17 protein-coding genes are annotated in these 18,159 nt (G+C 64.8%); 14 read left to right on the forward strand and 3 right to left on the reverse strand.

The annotated features are described in order from the left end of the window. Window positions 1–114: 114 nt before the first annotated feature. Genes ppsR through PVU19_RS11240 form a run of 3 tightly spaced genes read right to left on the reverse strand, consistent with a single transcriptional unit; the run spans window position 115 to window position 2,377 of the window. Entirely contained in the window at window positions 115–1,539 is a 1,425-nt protein-coding gene (gene ppsR, locus PVU19_RS11230; protein WP_050661183.1) for a transcriptional regulator PpsR, read from the reverse strand. A 33-nt stretch (window positions 1,540–1,572) separates the two neighbouring features. Beyond that, the gene (locus PVU19_RS11235) at window positions 1,573–2,109 is read right to left on the reverse strand and encodes a cobalamin B12-binding domain-containing protein (RefSeq protein WP_235575652.1); all 537 of its coding nucleotides are present in this window, start codon (window positions 2,107–2,109) and stop codon (window positions 1,573–1,575) included. After that, window positions 2,099–2,377, reverse strand: coding sequence for a hypothetical protein (locus tag PVU19_RS11240; protein ID WP_235575653.1), 279 nt, complete (start codon window positions 2,375–2,377; stop codon window positions 2,099–2,101). The genes PVU19_RS11235 and PVU19_RS11240 overlap by 11 nt, the downstream gene beginning before the upstream one ends. A 337-nt stretch (window positions 2,378–2,714) precedes the next feature. Here PVU19_RS11240 and bchF point away from each other — a divergent pair, with 337 nt between their 5' ends. From bchF to hemA, 14 genes are all read left to right on the forward strand, one after another. Beyond that, a complete protein-coding gene (gene bchF / locus PVU19_RS11245; RefSeq protein WP_050661184.1) occupies window positions 2,715–3,203 on the forward strand; it encodes a 2-vinyl bacteriochlorophyllide hydratase in 489 nt (162 codons plus the stop codon). Beyond that, window positions 3,200–4,486 carry a ferredoxin:protochlorophyllide reductase (ATP-dependent) subunit N gene (locus PVU19_RS11250; RefSeq protein ID WP_050661185.1) on the forward strand — a complete coding sequence of 429 codons (1,287 nt, stop codon included), beginning with the start codon at window positions 3,200–3,202 and terminating at the stop codon, window positions 4,484–4,486. The genes bchF and PVU19_RS11250 overlap by 4 nt, the downstream gene beginning before the upstream one ends. Then, entirely contained in the window at window positions 4,483–6,012 is a 1,530-nt protein-coding gene (gene bchB / locus PVU19_RS11255; protein WP_050661186.1) for a ferredoxin:protochlorophyllide reductase (ATP-dependent) subunit B, read from the forward strand. The genes PVU19_RS11250 and bchB overlap by 4 nt, the downstream gene beginning before the upstream one ends. Beyond that, entirely contained in the window at window positions 6,002–9,571 is a 3,570-nt protein-coding gene (locus tag PVU19_RS11260) for a magnesium chelatase subunit H (protein WP_050661187.1), read from the forward strand. Before bchB ends, PVU19_RS11260 begins: the two co-directional genes overlap by 11 nt. Before the next feature lie 109 nt (window positions 9,572–9,680). Continuing rightward, window positions 9,681–10,577 (forward strand): ferredoxin:protochlorophyllide reductase (ATP-dependent) iron-sulfur ATP-binding protein, encoded by an 897-nt coding sequence (gene bchL / locus PVU19_RS11265; protein ID WP_050661188.1) that lies wholly within the window; start codon window positions 9,681–9,683, stop codon window positions 10,575–10,577. Further along, a complete protein-coding gene (gene bchM, locus PVU19_RS11270) occupies window positions 10,577–11,257 on the forward strand; it encodes a magnesium protoporphyrin IX methyltransferase (RefSeq protein WP_050661189.1) in 681 nt (226 codons plus the stop codon). The genes bchL and bchM overlap by 1 nt, the downstream gene beginning before the upstream one ends. Then, window positions 11,254–12,708, forward strand: a complete 1,455-nt coding sequence (locus PVU19_RS11275; protein ID WP_050661190.1) for a PucC family protein — start codon at window positions 11,254–11,256, stop codon at window positions 12,706–12,708. The genes bchM and PVU19_RS11275 overlap by 4 nt, the downstream gene beginning before the upstream one ends. A gap of 27 nt (window positions 12,709–12,735) precedes the next feature. After that, window positions 12,736–13,509: a photosynthetic reaction center subunit H gene (gene puhA, locus PVU19_RS11280; RefSeq protein ID WP_050661191.1), complete on the forward strand. Its 774-nt coding sequence runs from the start codon at window positions 12,736–12,738 to the stop codon at window positions 13,507–13,509. 11 nt (window positions 13,510–13,520) lie between these two features. Further along, window positions 13,521–14,153, forward strand: coding sequence for a photosynthetic complex putative assembly protein PuhB (puhB, locus tag PVU19_RS11285; protein WP_050661192.1), 633 nt, complete (start codon window positions 13,521–13,523; stop codon window positions 14,151–14,153). 17 nt (window positions 14,154–14,170) lie between these two features. Continuing rightward, window positions 14,171–14,638 (forward strand): photosynthetic complex assembly protein PuhC, encoded by a 468-nt coding sequence (puhC, locus tag PVU19_RS11290; RefSeq protein ID WP_050661193.1) that lies wholly within the window; start codon window positions 14,171–14,173, stop codon window positions 14,636–14,638. Between the two features lie 15 nt (window positions 14,639–14,653). After that, window positions 14,654–14,950 (forward strand): hypothetical protein, encoded by a 297-nt coding sequence (locus tag PVU19_RS11295; RefSeq protein ID WP_050661194.1) that lies wholly within the window; start codon window positions 14,654–14,656, stop codon window positions 14,948–14,950. Then, window positions 14,947–16,071, forward strand: a complete 1,125-nt coding sequence (gene acsF, locus PVU19_RS11300; protein ID WP_050661195.1) for a magnesium-protoporphyrin IX monomethyl ester (oxidative) cyclase — start codon at window positions 14,947–14,949, stop codon at window positions 16,069–16,071. Before PVU19_RS11295 ends, acsF begins: the two co-directional genes overlap by 4 nt. A gap of 62 nt (window positions 16,072–16,133) precedes the next feature. Then, complete coding sequence (puhE, locus tag PVU19_RS11305; RefSeq protein WP_082237311.1) at window positions 16,134–16,946, forward strand: putative photosynthetic complex assembly protein PuhE; 813 nt, start codon at window positions 16,134–16,136, stop codon at window positions 16,944–16,946. Then, window positions 16,936–18,150: a 5-aminolevulinate synthase gene (gene hemA / locus PVU19_RS11310; RefSeq protein WP_050661196.1), complete on the forward strand. Its 1,215-nt coding sequence runs from the start codon at window positions 16,936–16,938 to the stop codon at window positions 18,148–18,150. Before puhE ends, hemA begins: the two co-directional genes overlap by 11 nt. Window positions 18,151–18,159: the final 9 nt, after the last annotated feature.

Below are 18,159 nucleotides of genomic sequence, written 5' to 3' on the forward strand. Positions count from 1 at the left end.
CGGGGCGGCCCGTCGATGCGCGGCGGTCTTCGACCGCGTATCGCGCAGGTGCTTTGATCCAAGAACGGCAGCAACAAGCAAAACCCCGCCCTGAGCACCCCCCAGAGCTAAACCTCACCCCTCGCTGTCGGAGTTCAGGATCCCGTATTTGCGCAGCTTCACATAAAGGCTCTGCCGCGACAGGCCGAGCATTTCCGCCGCCGCAACCCGGTTGTTGCCGGTCAGTTGCACCGCCGTCTCGATGCACATCTTCTCGACCACATCTGAGGTGGCCGAGACCAGTTCCTTCAACGACGCCGTGCCAACCAGATCCATCACGTTCTTCATCGCCTCGTCGCTCACCGCGACGGCACCCTCGGCGGCCGGGTAATCGCTCGGCGTCTGTTCGCGCAGGATCAGGCCAAAGCCCAGATCGCCCCCGCGATGACGCAGCCGGGCGGCGGAGATCGCCACCGGCGCACGGGTGCCGACGATGCTCTTGACCTGCGCGGCGTAACTGCGCATGCGCCCCGACTTGGCCGCCGTCTCGAGGATCAGCTTGAGATCGACCGCACCCCGTGACAGGAATTCCGAAAGCGACTGCTCCTTGACGTCCCGCAGCTGTGCGGCATCCGCCATGATCAGGAACGCTTCGTTGGCGTCGCGGATCATGCCCTTGGAGTCGGTCAGAACGATGGCATCACTGGAGGCCGCAAAGAGCGCCGCAAGCGCCTGGGTAAACTCCGGTCCGCTGGCATCCTTCTCATCGACCAGGTTGATCCGGCACAACAGCACCAGATCGCCGGAGGCACGGAAAAACTCCGGAAACACCATGACGACGCGCCCGTTGCGCCGCGCCACCACCTCGACCCCCTTGGTCTCGCTGGCCTGCGCCGCGCCATGCACCGCCTCCATGAACTCACCACGACGACGACCCTCGAACGCCTGCGCAAACGCGGTGCCTGCCAACGTGTCGGGCTCGGAGCCAAGCAGATGCGCCGCCGCACTGTTGATGTCACGAATACGCCCGCTCTCGGGATCGACCAGTGCCATCGGCGTCTCGGACGCCTCCAGCACGACGCGGTAATAGGTCTCGCCGCCGCGCAGGCGCTGCTGGTCGCGCTCGCGGGCCTGCTGTTCGCGCAACAGACGCTGCTGCACCTCGGCGACGGGCTGCATGTCGCGCCCCAACAATAGAACGCCCTGTCCGGTGACCCGGTGCAGCGTGTAGCGCACCGGAAATTCCCAGGTGGCGTTGTCGATGTGATTGAGCTCGACCGGACGCGGCACGGCCTTGGGGTCACCCAGCATCTCGCGTCGGCGCGCGGTGAACTTCTCTTCGCTCTCAGACGTCAGGAAACTGATGAACTCTCGCCCGACCCAATGATCAAGACAGCCCAAGGACGGGCATTCCGGACTGACCGAAATCCCCGACACGACACCGGCCTCGTCCACCATCACGGCGATATCCGAGGCCTGCTCTATGATATTGTCGACGGCCCCCGGATCAGGAAGAGCACCAGCGCACAGTCGTTCCGATGTCCGTTCCTGCTTGGTCACACCAATACTCCGGTTTTACGCGCCCTCCCGCTCTTACAGAGCCGAGTCGAACGGCAGTTCTTGTCCGACCGCAGCCAGACCGCATCGTTCGATCGCTTCGCGGATCGACGTCACGGCATGATCTGCCCCGGTGCGGCGCTCTATCATCCGCGCGTCGTCCACGACGCGGCCACCAATGACGATCGGCGGGCAGTCAGGATTGTTAGCCCGGATGTAATCTATTAATTCCGTCACCTTTTCAACCGTTTTCCGCGTCGCCACACTCAAGCCCAGCATGGAAAAGCGGCCACTCGAGATAAGCTTGGTCAATTCCTCGCGATTGAGCCCGATCCCCATGTGAACCCAGAGCCCGTGCCGACGGAATTGATCCGCCGCGACAAACGCCCCAAGCGAGTGGTGCTCGAACTCGGGAATGATCATCAGAACCGACTGGCCAAGCGGGATGCTGCGGTCCATCCAGCGATCGAATCCGTCCTCGCCATAGCTGCGAAACAGCGCCTGAAGCCGCGACGCGCCAAGCGTCACATCGACGAAACTGGCGCGGTCCTGCACCCACATCTCACCCAACACGCGGGCGGCATTCGGGGATATAGGACTGGAACACCTCGCGCTGCGTCACACCCTTGGCGATCAGCGACGAGATCACTGCCTTGTGGCTGGTCTCCGATTCCGACACCAGCGCCGCGCAAAGCTGCGTGATCCATTCGTCGCGCGTCTTGGGTTCGGTGTTGTGGCTCGCCGAGGCGACGGATCGCAGCGCGGACTCAACCAAAAAGCGAATTCCCTTGCCCTGCCCGCCGGATATTCCGGGCTGTCCCTCTTGTCCCTCGTCTTGCATGTTGTCCCCTCCTCCAAGCCCGTCGCAGCGACCTCGCATGCAATGGCACGCATCTAAGCAACTGAGATTGATTTAGTCTGCGCGCGCGAAGGTCAAATGTCAAAATTTTCTGACATGTTTGATGTCAAACCTGCTAGCACGCTGAATTCCCGCTTCATTATTTTCATTTTCTGCCGTGCAGCAAGGCTATTTTGATTGATCGCGGTGGCTGGTCGATTCTTGAAAGGACGTCCAGAACAGGTGACATTCGCGAAATGACAGGTGTAAATTATAATTGACACTTTGCCCGTCCCGCACTTAGCATGAACCAAGACAAACTTGCCTGTGAGGGGGACAAATGGCGCAGCAAGCGCAGACCACCAACGCTTCAGGCGCGCTCTACACAGAGGAACAGCGCGCGCGTCGTGACGCGAGTGTCTGGACACTGGTCCAGGGGATTCTTGCCCCGCTGCAATTCCTGGTGTTTCTCGTGTCGCTTGTGCTGGTTATCCGCTACCTGCTGACGGGAACCGGCTACGAGGCCGCAACATTGTCGATCCTCGCCAAGACCGGCTTGCTCTTGCTCATCATGGTGACCGGCGCGATCTGGGAAAAGGTGGTGTTCGGGCAATACCTCTTCGCCCCCGCCTTTTTCTGGGAGGACGTGTTCAGCTTCGCGGTAATCGCGCTGCACACCGCCTATGTCTGGGCGCTCTACACAGGCGCGCTCCCGCCCGTGGAACTGATGGCCCTCGCGCTCGCCGCCTATACCACCTACGTCATCAATGCCGGTCAGTTCCTGCTCAAGCTGCGCGCCGCCCGGCGGCAGATGGAGGGCGCCGTATGACCCGCCATGACGCCCCCCCGCCAACCCGTGGCTGCCGCGACGCACCGGTCCTCAAACAGCGCGGACAACACGAGGTGTTTTGTGGTCTCACCGGCATCATCTGGCTTCACCGCAAAATGCAGGATGCCTTCTTTTTGGTCGTCGGATCGCGCACCTGCGCACATTTGCTGCAGTCCGCGGCTGGCGTGATGATCTTCGCCGAGCCCCGATTCGGCACCGCGATCCTCGAAGAGACCGATCTCGCGGGCCTCAAGGACGCGCAGGAAGAACTCGAGCGCGAGGTCGAGCGCCTGCTCGCCCGCCGCCCCGATATCCGCCAGCTTTTCCTCGTCGGCTCCTGCCCCTCCGAGGTGATCAAGCTCGATCTGGCGCGCGCTGCCGAACGGCTGACCCTGCGCCATGCGCCCAAGGTGCGGGTGCTCAACTATTCCGGCTCAGGGATTGAGACGACCTTCACCGAAGGCGAGGATGCCTGCCTCGCCTCGATGGTCCCCGCTCTTCCCAAGACCAATGAACGCCAGCTGATGCTGGTGGGCGCGCTGCCCGACGTTGTCGAGGATCAGGCGCTTGACCTTCTGGCGCAGATGGGAATCGACAAGGTGTCGGTCCTGCCTGCGCGCCATGCAGATGACCCGGTTGCTGTGGGCCCGAACACCGTGTTCGCCCTCACCCAGCCGTTCCTGGGGGGCACCCATGCCGCCCTTGAACGGCGCGGGGCGCGTCATGTTCCTGCACCGCTACCCTTTGGCGAGGAGGGCACGACCGCTTGGTTGGCCGCTCTCGCGCAGGAATTCGGTGTCGAACGGGCGCGTTTTGATGCCGTCACTGACGCGCCCCGTGCCCGCGCCCGCCGTGCGGTCAAGCAAGCCGCCGAAACGCTCGCAGGCAAGACCGTCTTCTTCTTCCCCGACAGCCAGCTTGAGATCCCTCTGGCGCGCTTTCTCACCCGCGAATGCGGCATGCAGGCCCTCGAAGTCGGCACCCCCTACCTGCACAAGGCCATTCTCGGCCCCGATCTCGACCTGCTGGCCGAGGGCCCGCAGATCGCCGAAGGTCAGGACGTGGACCTGCAACTGGAACGCTGCCGCGCCGCGCGGCCCGATCTCACGGTCTGCGGCCTCGGCCTGGCCAACCCGCTCGAGGCCGAAGGTCTGACCACCAAATGGGCGATCGAGCTGGTCTTCACCCCGGTGCATTTCTATGAACAGGCGGGCGATCTTGCCGGGCTCTTCTCACGCCCCCTGCGCCGCCGCGCGGCCCTGCATCTGGAGGCGGCGGAATGAAGCTGACGCTCTGGACATATGAAGGCCCGCCGCATGTCGGCGCGATGCGCGTCGCCACCGCCATGACCGGCCTGCATTACGTGCTCCACGCCCCGCAGGGCGACACCTATGCCGATCTGCTCTTTACCATGATCGAGCGCCGCAACCACCGCCCGCCGGTGACCTATACCACCTTTCAGGCCCGAGATCTTGGCTCCGACACCGCCAATCTCTTCAAGACCGCCTGCCAGAACGCCTACGAGCGGTTCAAGCCCGAGGCGATGATCGTCGGTGCCTCCTGCACCGCCGAACTCATTCAGGATGACCCCGGCGGCATGGCCGAAACGATGGGCCTGCCCGTCCCGGTGATCGCGCTCGAACTGCCCAGCTATCAGCGCAAGGAAAATTTCGGCGCAGATGAGACGTTCTTTCAGATCACCCGTGCGCTGGCCAAACCGGTCGAGAAGACCGCCCATGTCAGCTGCAACCTGATCGGGCCGACGGCCCTCGGCTTCCGCCACCGCGACGACATCACCGAACTGACCGGCATGCTCGCCGATATGGGCGTCGCAGTGAATGTCAGCGCCCCCTATGGTGCATCTCCTTCGGATATCGCCCGTCTGGGGGCCGCACATTTCAACGTGCTGATGTATCCCGAAACCGGCGAGGCCGCCTGCCGCTGGATGGAGCGCGAGCTTGACCTGCCCTTCACCAAGACCGTCCCCATCGGCGTCGGCGCAACCCGCGATTTCATGGCCGAAGTGGCCTCCATTACCGGTCTCACCTCGCAGATCGACGAGAGCCGCCTGCGCCTGCCATGGTATTCCGCCAGCGTCGACAGCACTTATCTGACCGGCAAGCGCGTCTTCCTCTTCGGCGACGGCACCCATGTCGCGGCTGCCGCCCGCATCGCTCGCGACGAGATGGGGTTCGAGGTGGTGGGCATGGGCTGCTACAACCGCGAAATGGCCCGCCCCATCCGCAAGCTGGCCAAGGACTACGGTGTCGAGGCGCTCATCACCGACGACTATCTCGAGGTCGAGGCCGCCATCGAAGCACTCGCCCCCGAAATGATCCTCGGCACCCAGATGGAGCGGATGATCGGCAAGCGTCTCAACATCCCCTGCGCCGTGATCTCCGCCCCCGTCCATGTGCAGGACTATCCCGCCCGCTACTCCCCGCAGATGGGGATCGAGGGCGCGAACGTGATCTTCGACACATGGGTGCATCCGCTGGTCATGGGGCTGGAAGAGCACTTGCTGCACATGTTCCGCGACGATTTCGAATTCAACGACGCCGCCGGGGCCAGCCATCACGGCGGCCACCACAGCACGCCCGCGTCAGAGACGAAGCAGCCGGAAACGGCGGACGCGGCGACGACAGGCACCGTCATCTGGCTCGACGAGGCCGAGCGTGAATTGAAGAAGATCCCCTTCTTCGTGCGCGGCAAGGCGCGGCGCAACACCGAAACCTTCGCCGCCAATCAGGGCGTCCACGAAATCGGCATCGACACGCTATACGAGGCAAAGGCGCATTATGCACGTTGATCGCGACATGACGGCACCCAAGCCCTACCGCGTGGTGATCCTCACGCTCGATGCCCATGCGGCAGGCCCCTGCGCACGTGTCGCCGAACGGCTGGCGGGTGATTTCCCGGGGCTGGAACTCAGCGTCCACGCCGCCGCCGAATGGGGCGAATGCCCCGAGGCCCTGGCCGAGGCGAGGACAGCGATTGCCCAAGGCGATATCGTGATCGCCAACCTGCTGTTCCTCGAAGAGCACATCAACGCCATCCTCCCCGACCTCAAGGCTCGCCGCGCCGATTGCGACGCGATGGCGGGCGTCATCGCCGATGCGCAGATCGTGAAACTCACCCGCATGGGCACGCTCGACATGGGTGCGCCTGCCTCTGGCGCGATGAAGCTGCTCAAGAAACTGCGCGGCTCCGGCAAACCCTCGACCGAATCCGGCGCCAAGAAGATGCGCATGCTGCGCCGCCTGCCCAAGATCCTGCGCCTCATCCCAGGCAAAAGCCAGGACCTGCGCGCCTGGTTCCTGATCATGCAATACTGGCTCGGCGGCTCGGACGACAATATCGAGGCGATGGTGCGGTTCCTGCTGTCGCGCTACTGCCGCCGCGCCGATTGGCGCGGTGTCACAGCCCCCGCCCCGATCGAATATCCCGACACCGGCCTCTATCACCCCGACCTGCCCGAGCGCATCACCACCGACCCCGCCGACCTGCCCACGCCAACGGCGGCCAAGGGCACCGTGGGCCTCCTGATGATGCGCAGCTACGTGCTGGCGGGCGATACCGCCCATTACGACACCGTCATCCGCACGCTCGAGGCGCGCGGGCTGCGCGTCTTGCCCGCCTTTGCAGGCGGTCTCGACGGACGCCCGGCAATCGAGGCGTTCTTCACCGATGAGACCGGGCCGAAGATCGACACGCTCTTGTCGCTGACCGGCTTCAGCCTCGTGGGCGGCCCCGCTTATAATGACAACGCCGCCGCGCTCAAGACGCTTGGCGCGCTCGACCTGCCCTATATCGCCGCCCATCCGCTGGAGTTTCAAACGCTCGATCAATGGGCGGGGTCCAAGCAGGGTCTCGGCCCGATTGAGACCACCATGCTCATCGCCCTGCCAGAACTCGACGGCGCGACCAATCCCACCGTCTTTGCCGGTCGCCATGGCGCAAAGGGCTGCCGGGGCTGCGCGCGCAACTGCGCGGCGCAGTCCACGGTCAAGGAAATGGCCCCCTGCCCCGAGCGCATAGAGGTGCTGGCAGCCCGCGTCGAAAAGCAGGTTGCCCTCCGCCGCTCGCGCGTGGCCGAGCGTCGTGTGGGCATTGTCCTTTTCGGCTTTCCGCCCAATGCGGGCGCGGCGGGCACGGCGGCCTATCTCGACGTCTTCCAATCGCTGCACAACACCTTGCACGCCATGGCCGCGCGCGGCTATGACCTCACCCCGCCGGAAACGGTCGAGGATCTGCGCGCCGAGGTGCTGGGTGGCAATGCCGCGCAATACGGGCAAGAGGCCAATATCGCCGCCCATGTCGGCGCCGACGAGATCGTGCGCGGCACGCCCTGGCTGAACGAGATCGAGGCGCAATGGGGTGCGGCCCCCGGCAAGGTGCAATCGGACGGGCGCGGCGTCTATATCCTTGGCCGTCAGTTCGGCAATGTCTTTGTCGGGCTGCAACCGGCGTTTGGCTATGAGGGCGACCCGATGCGCCTTTTGTTCGAGGGCGGCTTTGCCCCAACCCACGCCTTCACGCAATTCTATCTGTGGCTCAAGAACGCCTTCCGCGCCGATGCGCTCCTGCATTTCGGCATGCATGGCGCACTCGAATTCATGCCCGGCAAACAGGCGGGGCCAGGCAATGCCTGCTGGCCCGACCGCCTGATCGGCGACATGCCCAACATCTATCTCTATGCCGCCAACAACCCCTCCGAGGCGACCTTGGCCAAGCGGCGCACAGGCGCGGTGACGGTCACGCATCTCACCCCGCCGCTGGCGGTGGCCGGGCTCTACAAGGGGCTGACGGAACTGAAAGACAGCCTGACCCGCTGGCGCGAAATGGCCGATGATGCCCCCGAGCGCACAGAGCTTGAGGCGCTGATCGCCGAACAGGCCGCAGCGGTCGATCTCGATGGCAGCGATATCGCGGCACTCTGGCTGCGCCTGCTGGAGACCGAAGCGGCGCTGATCCCCGAAGGCCTGCACGTTCTGGGCCGCCCGATGACCGCCACGGCCCGCGCCGACTATCTCGACCTGATGGCCGACGCCGATGACGCGACCCGCGCTCAGGCCGACGCACATCTGCAAAAAGACACCGAGATCCCCGCGCTCCTCAACGCACTCGAGGGCCGCTTTACGGCACCGGTGCATGGCGGCGACCTGATCCGCTCGCCCGATATCCTGCCCACCGGACGCAATATCCATGCGTTCGATCCGTTCCGCATGCCCTCGGAATTCGCCTGCCGGGAGGGCGCAAAACAGGCGCAGCTCCTGCTCGACACCCATCACAGCCTGCCGCGCAGCGTGGCGCTGGTGCTCTGGGGATCGGACAATATCAAATCCGACGGCGCGCCACTGGCACAGGCGCTCGCCCTGATCGGCGCGACGCCGCGGTTCGACGCCTTCGGTCGGCTCTGCGGTGCGGATCTGATCCCGCTGGAAACCCTGGGCCGACCCCGCATCGACGTGGTGATGACGCTCTCGGGCATCTTCCGCGACCTGCTGCCCCTGCAAACCCGGCTTCTGGCCGAGGCGGCACTCAAGGCCGCTTCAGCCGACGAGCCGGTCGAGATGAACTTCATCCGCGCCCATGCGCTGGCCCATATCGAGCGCACCGGCTGCACCATGGACGAGGCCGCCCTGCGCGTCTTTTCCAACGCCGAAGGCGCCTACGGCTCGAACGTCAATCAAATGGTCGACAGCTCCGCCTTCGGCGAAGAAGACGAGCTGGCAGACGCCTACGAGGCACGCAAGAGCTTTGCCTACGGCGTCAACGGCAAGGCGCAGCAGCAAAGCGCGCTTTTGCAGGAAACGCTGCGCACCGTCGATCTCGCCTATCAGAACCTCGAATCAATCGAACTCGGCGTCACCACAGTTGACCACTATTTCGACACGCTCGGCGGCATCGCCCGCGCAGTGAAACGCGCCCGCGGCGGGCAGGAGGCGGCGCTCTATATCTCCGACACAACGCGCGGCGCGGGCAAGGTGCGCACGCTGGCCGATCAGGTGGCGCTCGAAACCCGCTCGCGCTCGCTCAACCCGAAATTCCACGAGGCCCTCTTGGGGCACGGCGCCGAGGGCGTGCGCCAGATCGAGGCGCATGTGACCAACACGATGGGCTGGTCCGCCACCACCGGTCAGGTGGAACCGTGGGTCTATCAGCGCCTTTCGGAGACCTTCGTGCTCGACGAGGCGATGCGCGAGCGGATGAGCGCGCTCAACCCCGCCGCCTCCTCGCGGATGGCGAACCGGCTGATCGAGGCGCATGAGCGCGCCTATTGGACCCCCGATGCCGCCACGCTCGACGCCCTGCGCGCCGCCGCCGACGCGATCGAGGACCGGATGGAAGGGGTGGCCGCAGAATGAAAGCTGTTCATGCATATTGCCGTGGCACTCCGGGGCGCTGCCCCGGACCCCGGAGTATTTCGACCAAGAAGAACCACGCAAACACGGCGCAAGCCGATTGGAGGACTATATGAGCCCGCGCGACGATATCCCGAACCTTCGGGGACAGGACGGCGAGGGATCGGTGCAGGTGCATCAGGATGCCTCGATGAAGATCGAGGGCGCCAAGGTGTTTTCGGTCTATGGCAAGGGCGGGATCGGCAAATCGACCACCTCGTCAAACCTCTCGGCGGCCTTTGCCGCCATGGGCAAGCGGGTATTGCAGATCGGCTGCGACCCCAAGCATGACAGCACCTTCACCCTGACAGGGCAACTGCAGCCCACGGTGATCGACATTCTCAAGGATGTCGATTTCCACTCCGAAGAACTGCGCCCCGAGGATTTCGTGACCGAAGGCTGGGGCGGCGTGCAATGCGTCGAGGCCGGTGGCCCGCCCGCCGGAACCGGCTGCGGCGGCTACGTTGTCGGCCAGACGGTGAAGCTCTTGAAACAGCACCACATGCTGGATGATGCCGATGTGGTGATCTTCGACGTGCTGGGCGATGTGGTCTGCGGCGGCTTTGCCGCTCCCTTGCAGCATGCCGACCGGGCCCTGATCGTCACCGCCAATGATTTCGACAGCATCTACGCGATGAACCGGATTATCGCCGCCGTGCAGGCGAAATCGGCCAATTACAAGGTGCGGCTTGCGGGCTGCGTGGCGAACCGCTCCAAGGACACCGACGAGGTCGACCGCTACTGCGATGTCGTGGGCTTCAACCGGATCGCGCATATGCCCGATATCGACGCCATCCGCCGCTCGCGCCTCAAGAAAAAGACGCTGTTCGAGATGGACACCGACGACGAGGTGCAGATGGTCCGTGATATCTACACCGGCCTTGCACAGCACCTCTGGAACGGCACCGATCCGCTGGCCCCCTCGCCGATGGAAGACCGCGATATCTTTGAGCTTCTGGGGTTCGATTGATGTCCTATGACCAGACACTCGCGCGGGTCGAGACCTATTTCGACCGCACCGCCACCCGGGCCTGGGAGGCGCTGACCAGCGATGCGCCGGTGTCAAAGATCCGCCAGACGGTGCGCGAGGGGCGCGATACCATGCGCGCGCAGATGCTGGCGCGACTGCCCGACGATCTGCGTGGCGCGCGCATCCTCGATGCGGGCTGCGGTGCGGGGCAGATGACGGCGGAACTGGCGGCGCGCGGGGCTGATGTGGTGGCGGTGGATATCTCCCCCGCCCTTGTCGAAATCGCACAAAAACGCCTTGATACCCGCCTTCAAAGACATGTTTCCTTTCACTCAGGCGATATGCTGGCCAAAAATCTTGGGCGCTTCGATCATGTCCTCGCGATGGACAGCCTGATCTATTACACCGCCCCCGATCTGGCGCGCGCGCTTACCGAATTGGCCGCACGCACACGCGGCGGGATCATCTTTACCGTCGCTCCGCGCACCCCGCTGCTGATGGCGATGTGGCGGGTTGGCAAGCTCTTTCCGCGCGCCGACCGCTCTCCGGTGATGGTGCCGCATTCGGCGGCCCGGCTGGCACAGGGCCTGCGCGCGGCGGGCAGCAGCGCCCGCCTCACCCCGCTCGACCGGATCGCGCGCGGCTTCTACATCTCTCAGGCGATGGAGGTGCGGGGATGATCGGGCAGGCCTGGAAACGCACAAACGCGCAGTTGATGGCGGTCACCACCCGCTGGCTGCCGTTTGCCGATGCGGCAAGCGAGGGCCTGCCGCTCAGCCAACTCCTGCGTCTGTCGCTCTTTCAGGTCTCGGTCGGCATGGCGACGGTGCTGCTTCTGGGCACGCTCAACCGCGTGATGATCGTGGAGCTTTCGGTGCCTGCCGTGATCGTCGCGGTGATGATCGCCCTGCCCGTCCTCATTGCCCCCTTCCGCGCGCTTCTGGGGTTCCGGTCGGACACCTACCGCTCCGCCCTCGGTTGGAAGCGCATCCCCTATCTCTGGTTCGGCTCGCTTTGGCAGATGGGCGGCCTCGCGGTCATGCCCTTCGCCCTTCTGGTGCTGAGCGGGCAGCAACAGGTCGGCCCGACATGGGCGGGCGAGGTGCTGGCCGCCATTGCCTTTTTGATGACCGGCCTCGGCCTGCACATGACACAGACCGCCGGTCTGGCGCTCGCCTCCGACCGCGCCACCGATGAAACCCGCCCCCGCGTCGTGGCCCTCCTCTACGTGATGTTCCTGCTGGGCATGGCGCTCTCGGCCATCGTGATCGGCTGGCTCCTGCGCGATTTCGCCCCCTTCACGCTGGTGCGCGTGGTGCAGGGCGCGGCCTCGGTGGGCATCATCCTCAACCTGATCGCGCTCTGGAAGCAGGAAAAGCTCAGCCCCATGACCCGCGCCGAACGCGAGGCCCCGCGCCCGCAATTCCGCGATGCCTGGGCTGACCTGATGAAGGGTGGCACGGCGGGGCGGCTGCTGGCGGTGGTCTTCCTCGGCACCATGGCCTTCAACATGCAGGACGTGCTGCTGGAGCCTTACGGCGGCGAGGTGCTGGGCCTCTCGGTCTCGGCCACCACGCTGCTGACCGCGATCTGGGCCGCAGGCGCGCTCGCGGGCTTCGCCCTTGCCGGGCGCGCGCTGCTCAAGGGCGCGAATACCTACCGCATGGCGGGCACCGGTCTGCTGGTGGGCATCGTGGCCTTTGCCACGGTGATCTTTGCCGCCCCCATGCAATCGCCGGTGCTGTTCTTCGCCGGGGCCGGGCTCATCGGCTTCGGCGGCGGGCTCTTCGCGGTCTCGACCCTCACAGCGGCCATGTCTCTGGCCAAGGAGGGCGGCAGCGGCCACGGCCTCGCCCTCGGCGCATGGGGCGCGGCACAGGCCACGGCGGCGGGGCTGTCGATCGCCATCGGCGGCGGTGTGCGCGACGTGGTCAATCACGTGGCCCTCTCGGGCGCCTGGGGCGAGGCGCTCGCGACCAACGCCACCGGTTATTCGCTCGTCTATCACGCGGAAATCGCGCTTCTCTTTCTCACCCTCGTCGTGCTGGGGCCGCTCGTGCGGCTCACCCCGCGCGGCAGCATATCGCAATCGGAGGGCGGCCGCATCGGGCTGGCCGAGTTCCCCTCATGACCAATGTTCGCTCGAAAGGAGTCTGACATGACCGAGCCATTCTTTGGAAATTTCGACCTCGCGAGCCTCTCGCTCTGGCTGTTCTACGGCTTCTTCGCCGTGCTGATCTTCTACATTCAGCGCGAGAACATGCGCGAGGGCTACCCGCTCGAGGATGACGACGGCAACCCGTCGGCCAATCAGGGGCTGTTCCCGGTGCCAAGCGACAAGACCTTCAAACTGCCGCATGGCCGCGGCGAGGTGACCGTGCCCTCGGGCCAGAACCCCGAGCGCACCAATATCGCGCTTGAGAAAACCGCCCATGGCAACGGCTTTCCCTTCGTGCCGACCGGCGATCCGATGGCCGATGGCGTCGGCCCCGCCTCCTGGGCCCCGCGCCGCGACATCCCCGAACTGGACGGCCACGGCCACCCCAAGATCGTGCCGATGTCGGCGACCGAGCATTTCGTGGTGGCCGCAGGCCGTGACCCGCGCGGGCTCGAGGTGCAGGGCGGCGATCACGAGGTCGTGGGCACCATCAGCGACATGTGGATCGACGAACCCGAGCAGCTGGTGCGCTATCTCGAGATCGAATTGCAGGCCCCCTGGGGCGAGGGCAAGCGGCTGGTGCCGATGACCTTCGTGCGCATCCGCTCCGACCGGGTACAGATCCGCTCGATCTTCGGCAAGCATTTCGCGGGCGTGCCGGTGCATGCCTCGCCGCGTCAGGTGACCTTGCTCGAAGAGGACAAGATCGCGGGCTATTACGGCGGCGGCACGCTCTATGCTTCTGAGGCGCGGCTTGAGCCGCAACTGGGATAAGGACCAAGACCATGAGCCATGACGACTTTGCCGTTGAACCCGTCCCCGGCCTGCCCGAGAGACCGCCCGAGGGCGAACACATCCTGTGGCAGGGCAAACCCGATTGGTGGCGGCTCAGCGTCGAGTCGCTGAGCCTCAATTGGGTCGCGGGCTACTTCGTCTTTCTCGCGGCCTGGCGCTTTGTCACGCTGGTCGATCAGATGACGCTGATGGCGGCCTTCGCCGCCTCCGCGCCCCTGCTGATCATGGGGGCCGTGGTCTGCGCGATCCTGATGGTCGTGGGCTACGTTCAGGCCCGCGCCACCCTCTACACGATCACCAATCGCCGCGTGGCGATGCGGATCGGGGCGGCGCTCACGGTGACGCTGAACCTGCCCTACACCCAGATCGGACGCGCCGATTTCAAACCCGGCAAGCACGGCACCGGCACGATCACCTTTGATCTGATGGGCGACACGCGCCTCAGCTATCTGGTGTGCTGGCCACATGTGCGCCCCTGGGTGATGCGCCGCACGCAGCCCGCGCTGCGCTGCATCCCCGAGGCCGAAAAGATCGCAGCACTGATCGCCGAGACCGCCGAGACGCGGATCGCGACACCGCGCGTCGAACGCGCCCCATCGCAGCCCGCGATGGCGGCGGAATAAGCAAGGAGGCCCAGACGATGAGCGACGCAAGCGCCCCGAGATACAAGACCCCGCAGGACCGCGACCTTGTCCCCCGGATGATGGTCCGCGCGATGCTGGTGCTGGTGCTGTCGGTGCTGGCCATCGTCAGCTACGCACGCTTCACCGACGCGCCGCTCGTCTCCACCCCGCCCGAAAGCGCGGTGGTGCTTGAACGGCAGATGTTCCTCTCGGGCGACATGGGCGGACGCGCCACCGTGCTCGACGCCAATGGCAGTGTCATCGCGAAACTCTCCCCCGAAGAGGGCGGCTTCATCGCCGGCGTCGAACGGGTGATCAACCGCGAACGCATCAAACACGACGTGGCCCGCACCGGGCCGGTCACCGTGAGGCAGCACGAAAACGGCCGCCTCTCGATCCACGACCCCAGCACAGGCTGGCGCGCTGACCTCATGGGGTTCGGCGCGGATAACGCCGCAGCCTTCGCAAAGCTGCTGGCAAACTGAGAAAGGAGGCCAATAATGGGATGGCTTACCAAGGAAATCGAACACGCGCCCTGTACGGTTGAAATCAGTCACAAGTTCGAATCGCTCCACGCGCATGTGCGCTTCAACAACGGTGCCACGGTCTATCCGGGCGACGAGGTGAAGGTGCACGGCCCCGAGATCATGGCGCCCTTCGGCGAGATCGTGATCGAGGATCGCGACGCCACCATCGTGCGCGCCAGCGGGCTGGAGCGTCTCTGGACCCGGATGACCGGGGATTTCGAGGTGATGGAGCTTTGCGAATTCTCGTTCTCCGAGGAGGTGACGCTATGAACGCCCTCGTGAAACATTCCGCCGACGCGACCACCGTCGAAGAAGGTCTCGCCATCCAGGAAGAGCAGGCCAAGTTCGACAGCAAGGCCGCGACCGAGGTGGCGATGCAGAACACCCTGCTGACGCCGCGCTTTTACACCACCGATTTCGACGAGCTTGACGCGATCGACGTCTCTTCCGTTCGCGAAGATTGGGACAAGCTCATCGACCAGATGGAGGCCGACCCCAACAAGGGCCATTTCAAGAAGAACGAAGACTGGGACCATGTCGATTGGGAGAACATGGAGCCGGGGCTGAAGAAGGAATTCATCGACTTCCTGATCTCCTCCTGCACCGCCGAGTTCTCGGGCTGCGTCCTCTACAAGGAAATGAAGCGGCGCGGCAACAACAAGGACATCACGCAGCTCTTTCAACTGATGGCGCGCGACGAGGCCCGCCATGCCGGCTTCATCAACGACGCCCTGCGCGAGGCGGGCGTGGCGGTCAACCTGGGCTTTCTGACGCAGAAGAAGAAATACACCTATTTCCGGCCCAAGTTCATCTACTACGCCACCTATCTCAGCGAAAAGATCGGCTATGCCCGCTACATCACGATCTTCCGCCACCTCGAACAGCACCCCGAACACCGCTTTCACCCGATTTTCAAGTGGTTCCACGAGTGGTGCAATGACGAGTTCAGCCACGGCGAGGCCTTTGCCCTCCTGATGAAGACCGACCCCAAGCTGACCTCCGGCAAGAACGTGCTCTGGATCAAGTTCTTCCTGACCGCCGTTTACGCCACGATGTATGTGCGCGACCACCAGCGGCCCAAATTCCACGAGGCGCTCGGCGTCGAACCCGACTGGTACGCCAACGAGGTCTTCACCAAGACCTCTGAGCTGACCAAGCAGATCTTCCCGATCACGCTCGATATCGACAACCCGCGCTGGCAGGCAGGTCTGGTGCGGCTGCAAAAGGCCAATGCCGATCTGGCCCGCGCCAAGGCGGAAAAAGGCGTCGGCGCATGGTTGCGCAGCGTCGGCGCGCAGACACGCGCGGCGGCGGCCTTTGTCGGGCTCTACACCATCCCGGCCAAGAAACACACGGTGCCCGCCAGCACCCGGCTTGAACCGGCGTACTAAACACGTGGGGGGCCAGCCCCCCACACCCCCCGGAGTATTTCCGGCAAGATGAAGGAATAGACGTGCATAGCCCCTGGATCGCAGCCCTGATGGCGCTTTTTCTCTGGTGGTTCGCCACCGGGGCGATCCTGATTGTCGTGCGGCTCTGCGAGCGGCGCGGCGATGCGGCGGGCCGCCGCGCGGTGCTTCTGGCGCTGCCGGTGCTGGGCGCAGGCATCTGGGGATACGAGGCGACTCTGGGCCTGACTGGCGTGGGGGCCGCCTATGGCGCGTTCCTCTCGGCACTGGCGATCTGGGGCTGGATCGAGCTCAGCTTTCTGACCGGCGCGATCACCGGGCCGAACCGCCGCCCCTGCCCCGCGCATCTGCCGGAATGGGAGCGGTTCCTGCGCGCCTGGGGCACCGTCGCCTATCACGAGATGCTGCTCACCGGCGTGCTGATCCTTGTCTGGGTCTTCGGCCATGAGGCCGCCAATTCCGTCGGCCTCTGGACCTTCACCGTGCTCTACTTCGCCCGCGTCACCGCCAAGCTGAACCTTTATTTCGGCGTGCCGCGCATCAACACCGAATTCATCCCGCGCGCGCTCTCGCATCTGGGCAGCCATTTCCGCATCGCGCCCGTGGGCTGGTTCTTCCCCGGCTCGGTCACCGCGCTCAGCCTCGCCGTGGCCTGCTGGCTGGAGCGGCTCTATTCCGCGGGCCAGCCCGGCGAAGTGGTGGGCTTTGCGCTCTTGTCGGCGATCACCGCGCTGGCGCTTCTCGAACACTGGCTGATGGTGCTACCGGTGCCTGACGCAAAACTCTGGCGCTGGATGCTACCAGCGCCCAAACACGCAACAAAAAAGACAAGACCGGAGGGACATCATGGATTTTGACGCCATGTTCGACGCGCAACTGGACACCCTGCGCGAAGAGGGAAATTACCGCGTTTTCGCCGAGCTGGAGCGGCGCTGCGGCGAGTTTCCCAAGGCCAAGAGCCATGATGCCGACGCCCCCGACGAGGTGACAGTCTGGTGCTCCAACGACTATCTCGGGATGGGCCAGCACCCGGTCGTGCGGCAGGCGATGAAGGACACCATCGACCAATGCGGGACAGGTGCTGGCGGCACCCGCAACATCTCGGGCACCAATCACCACCACCTGCTGCTCGAGCGCGAACTGGCCGACCTGCATGGCAAGGAGGACGCGCTGCTCTTCACCTCCGGCTACGTGTCGAACTGGGCCGCCCTCTCGACCCTCGGCAGCCGGTTGCCCGATGCGGTGATCCTGTCGGATGAATTGAACCATGCCAGCATGATCGAAGGCATCCGCCACAGCCGCGCGCAAAAGGTGATCTGGAAACATAACGACCCCGAGGATCTCGACCGCAAGCTGGCCCGCCTGCCCGCCAACGCACCCAAGATCGTCGCCTTTGAGAGCGTCTATTCGATGGATGGCGACATCTGCCCGATGGAGGAAATCGTCGAAGTCGCCGAGAAACACGGCGCGCTGACCTATCTCGACGAGGTGCATGCCGTGGGCCTCTATGGGCCGCGCGGTGGTGGCGTCTCCGAGGAACGCGGCCTCGCCCACAGGATCACCCTGATCGAGGGCACATTGGGCAAGGCCTATGGCTGCATGGGCGGCTACGTCACCGGCTCGGCCAGCCTGTGCGATTTCATCCGCTCGTTTGCCTCGGGCTTCATCTTCACCACCGCCCTGCCCCCCGCCGTGGCCGCCGCCGCGACGGCAAGCATCGCGCATCTCAAGCAATCGGATACCGAGCGGCAGGCACAGCGCGCGCAAGTGGCCAACCTGCGCGCCAAGCTCGACGCGCGCGGCATCCCGCATCTCGACAACGAGAGCCATATCATTCCGGTGATGATCAAGGACCCGGTCAAATGCCGGATGCTCGCCGATATCCTGATGCGCGACTGGGGCATCTACGTGCAGCCGATCAACTACCCCACCGTGCCCAAGGGCACCGAGCGGCTGCGCTTCACCCCCGGCCCGCTGCATTCGGAGGCCGATATCGACCACCTCGTGACGGCGCTGACGGTGCTCTGGAAACAGTGCGCCCTGGCGCATGCGGTGGCCTGAACGGAGCCT

Source organism: Roseovarius tolerans (genome assembly GCF_028885395.1).
GTDB lineage: Bacteria > Pseudomonadota > Alphaproteobacteria > Rhodobacterales > Rhodobacteraceae > Roseovarius > Roseovarius tolerans.

Excerpts from the sequence above, each read along its gene's own strand:
- PVU19_RS11240 (WP_235575653.1), bottom strand. The coding sequence starts at position 2,377 with ATGCAAGACGAGGGACAAGAGGGACAGCCCGGAATATCCGGCGGGCAG.
- bchF (WP_050661184.1), top strand. The coding sequence starts at position 2,715 with ATGGCGCAGCAAGCGCAGACCACCAACGCTTCAGGCGCGCTCTACACA.
- PVU19_RS11250 (WP_050661185.1), top strand. The coding sequence starts at position 3,200 with ATGACCCGCCATGACGCCCCCCCGCCAACCCGTGGCTGCCGCGACGCA.
- bchB (WP_050661186.1), top strand. The coding sequence starts at position 4,483 with ATGAAGCTGACGCTCTGGACATATGAAGGCCCGCCGCATGTCGGCGCG.
- PVU19_RS11260 (WP_050661187.1), top strand. The coding sequence starts at position 6,002 with ATGCACGTTGATCGCGACATGACGGCACCCAAGCCCTACCGCGTGGTG.
- bchL (WP_050661188.1), top strand. The coding sequence starts at position 9,681 with ATGAGCCCGCGCGACGATATCCCGAACCTTCGGGGACAGGACGGCGAG.
- bchM (WP_050661189.1), top strand. The coding sequence starts at position 10,577 with ATGTCCTATGACCAGACACTCGCGCGGGTCGAGACCTATTTCGACCGC.
- PVU19_RS11275 (WP_050661190.1), top strand. The coding sequence starts at position 11,254 with ATGATCGGGCAGGCCTGGAAACGCACAAACGCGCAGTTGATGGCGGTC.
- puhA (WP_050661191.1), top strand. The coding sequence starts at position 12,736 with ATGACCGAGCCATTCTTTGGAAATTTCGACCTCGCGAGCCTCTCGCTC.
- puhB (WP_050661192.1), top strand. The coding sequence starts at position 13,521 with ATGAGCCATGACGACTTTGCCGTTGAACCCGTCCCCGGCCTGCCCGAG.
- puhC (WP_050661193.1), top strand. The coding sequence starts at position 14,171 with ATGAGCGACGCAAGCGCCCCGAGATACAAGACCCCGCAGGACCGCGAC.
- PVU19_RS11295 (WP_050661194.1), top strand. The coding sequence starts at position 14,654 with ATGGGATGGCTTACCAAGGAAATCGAACACGCGCCCTGTACGGTTGAA.
- acsF (WP_050661195.1), top strand. The coding sequence starts at position 14,947 with ATGAACGCCCTCGTGAAACATTCCGCCGACGCGACCACCGTCGAAGAA.
- hemA (WP_050661196.1), top strand. The coding sequence starts at position 16,936 with ATGGATTTTGACGCCATGTTCGACGCGCAACTGGACACCCTGCGCGAA.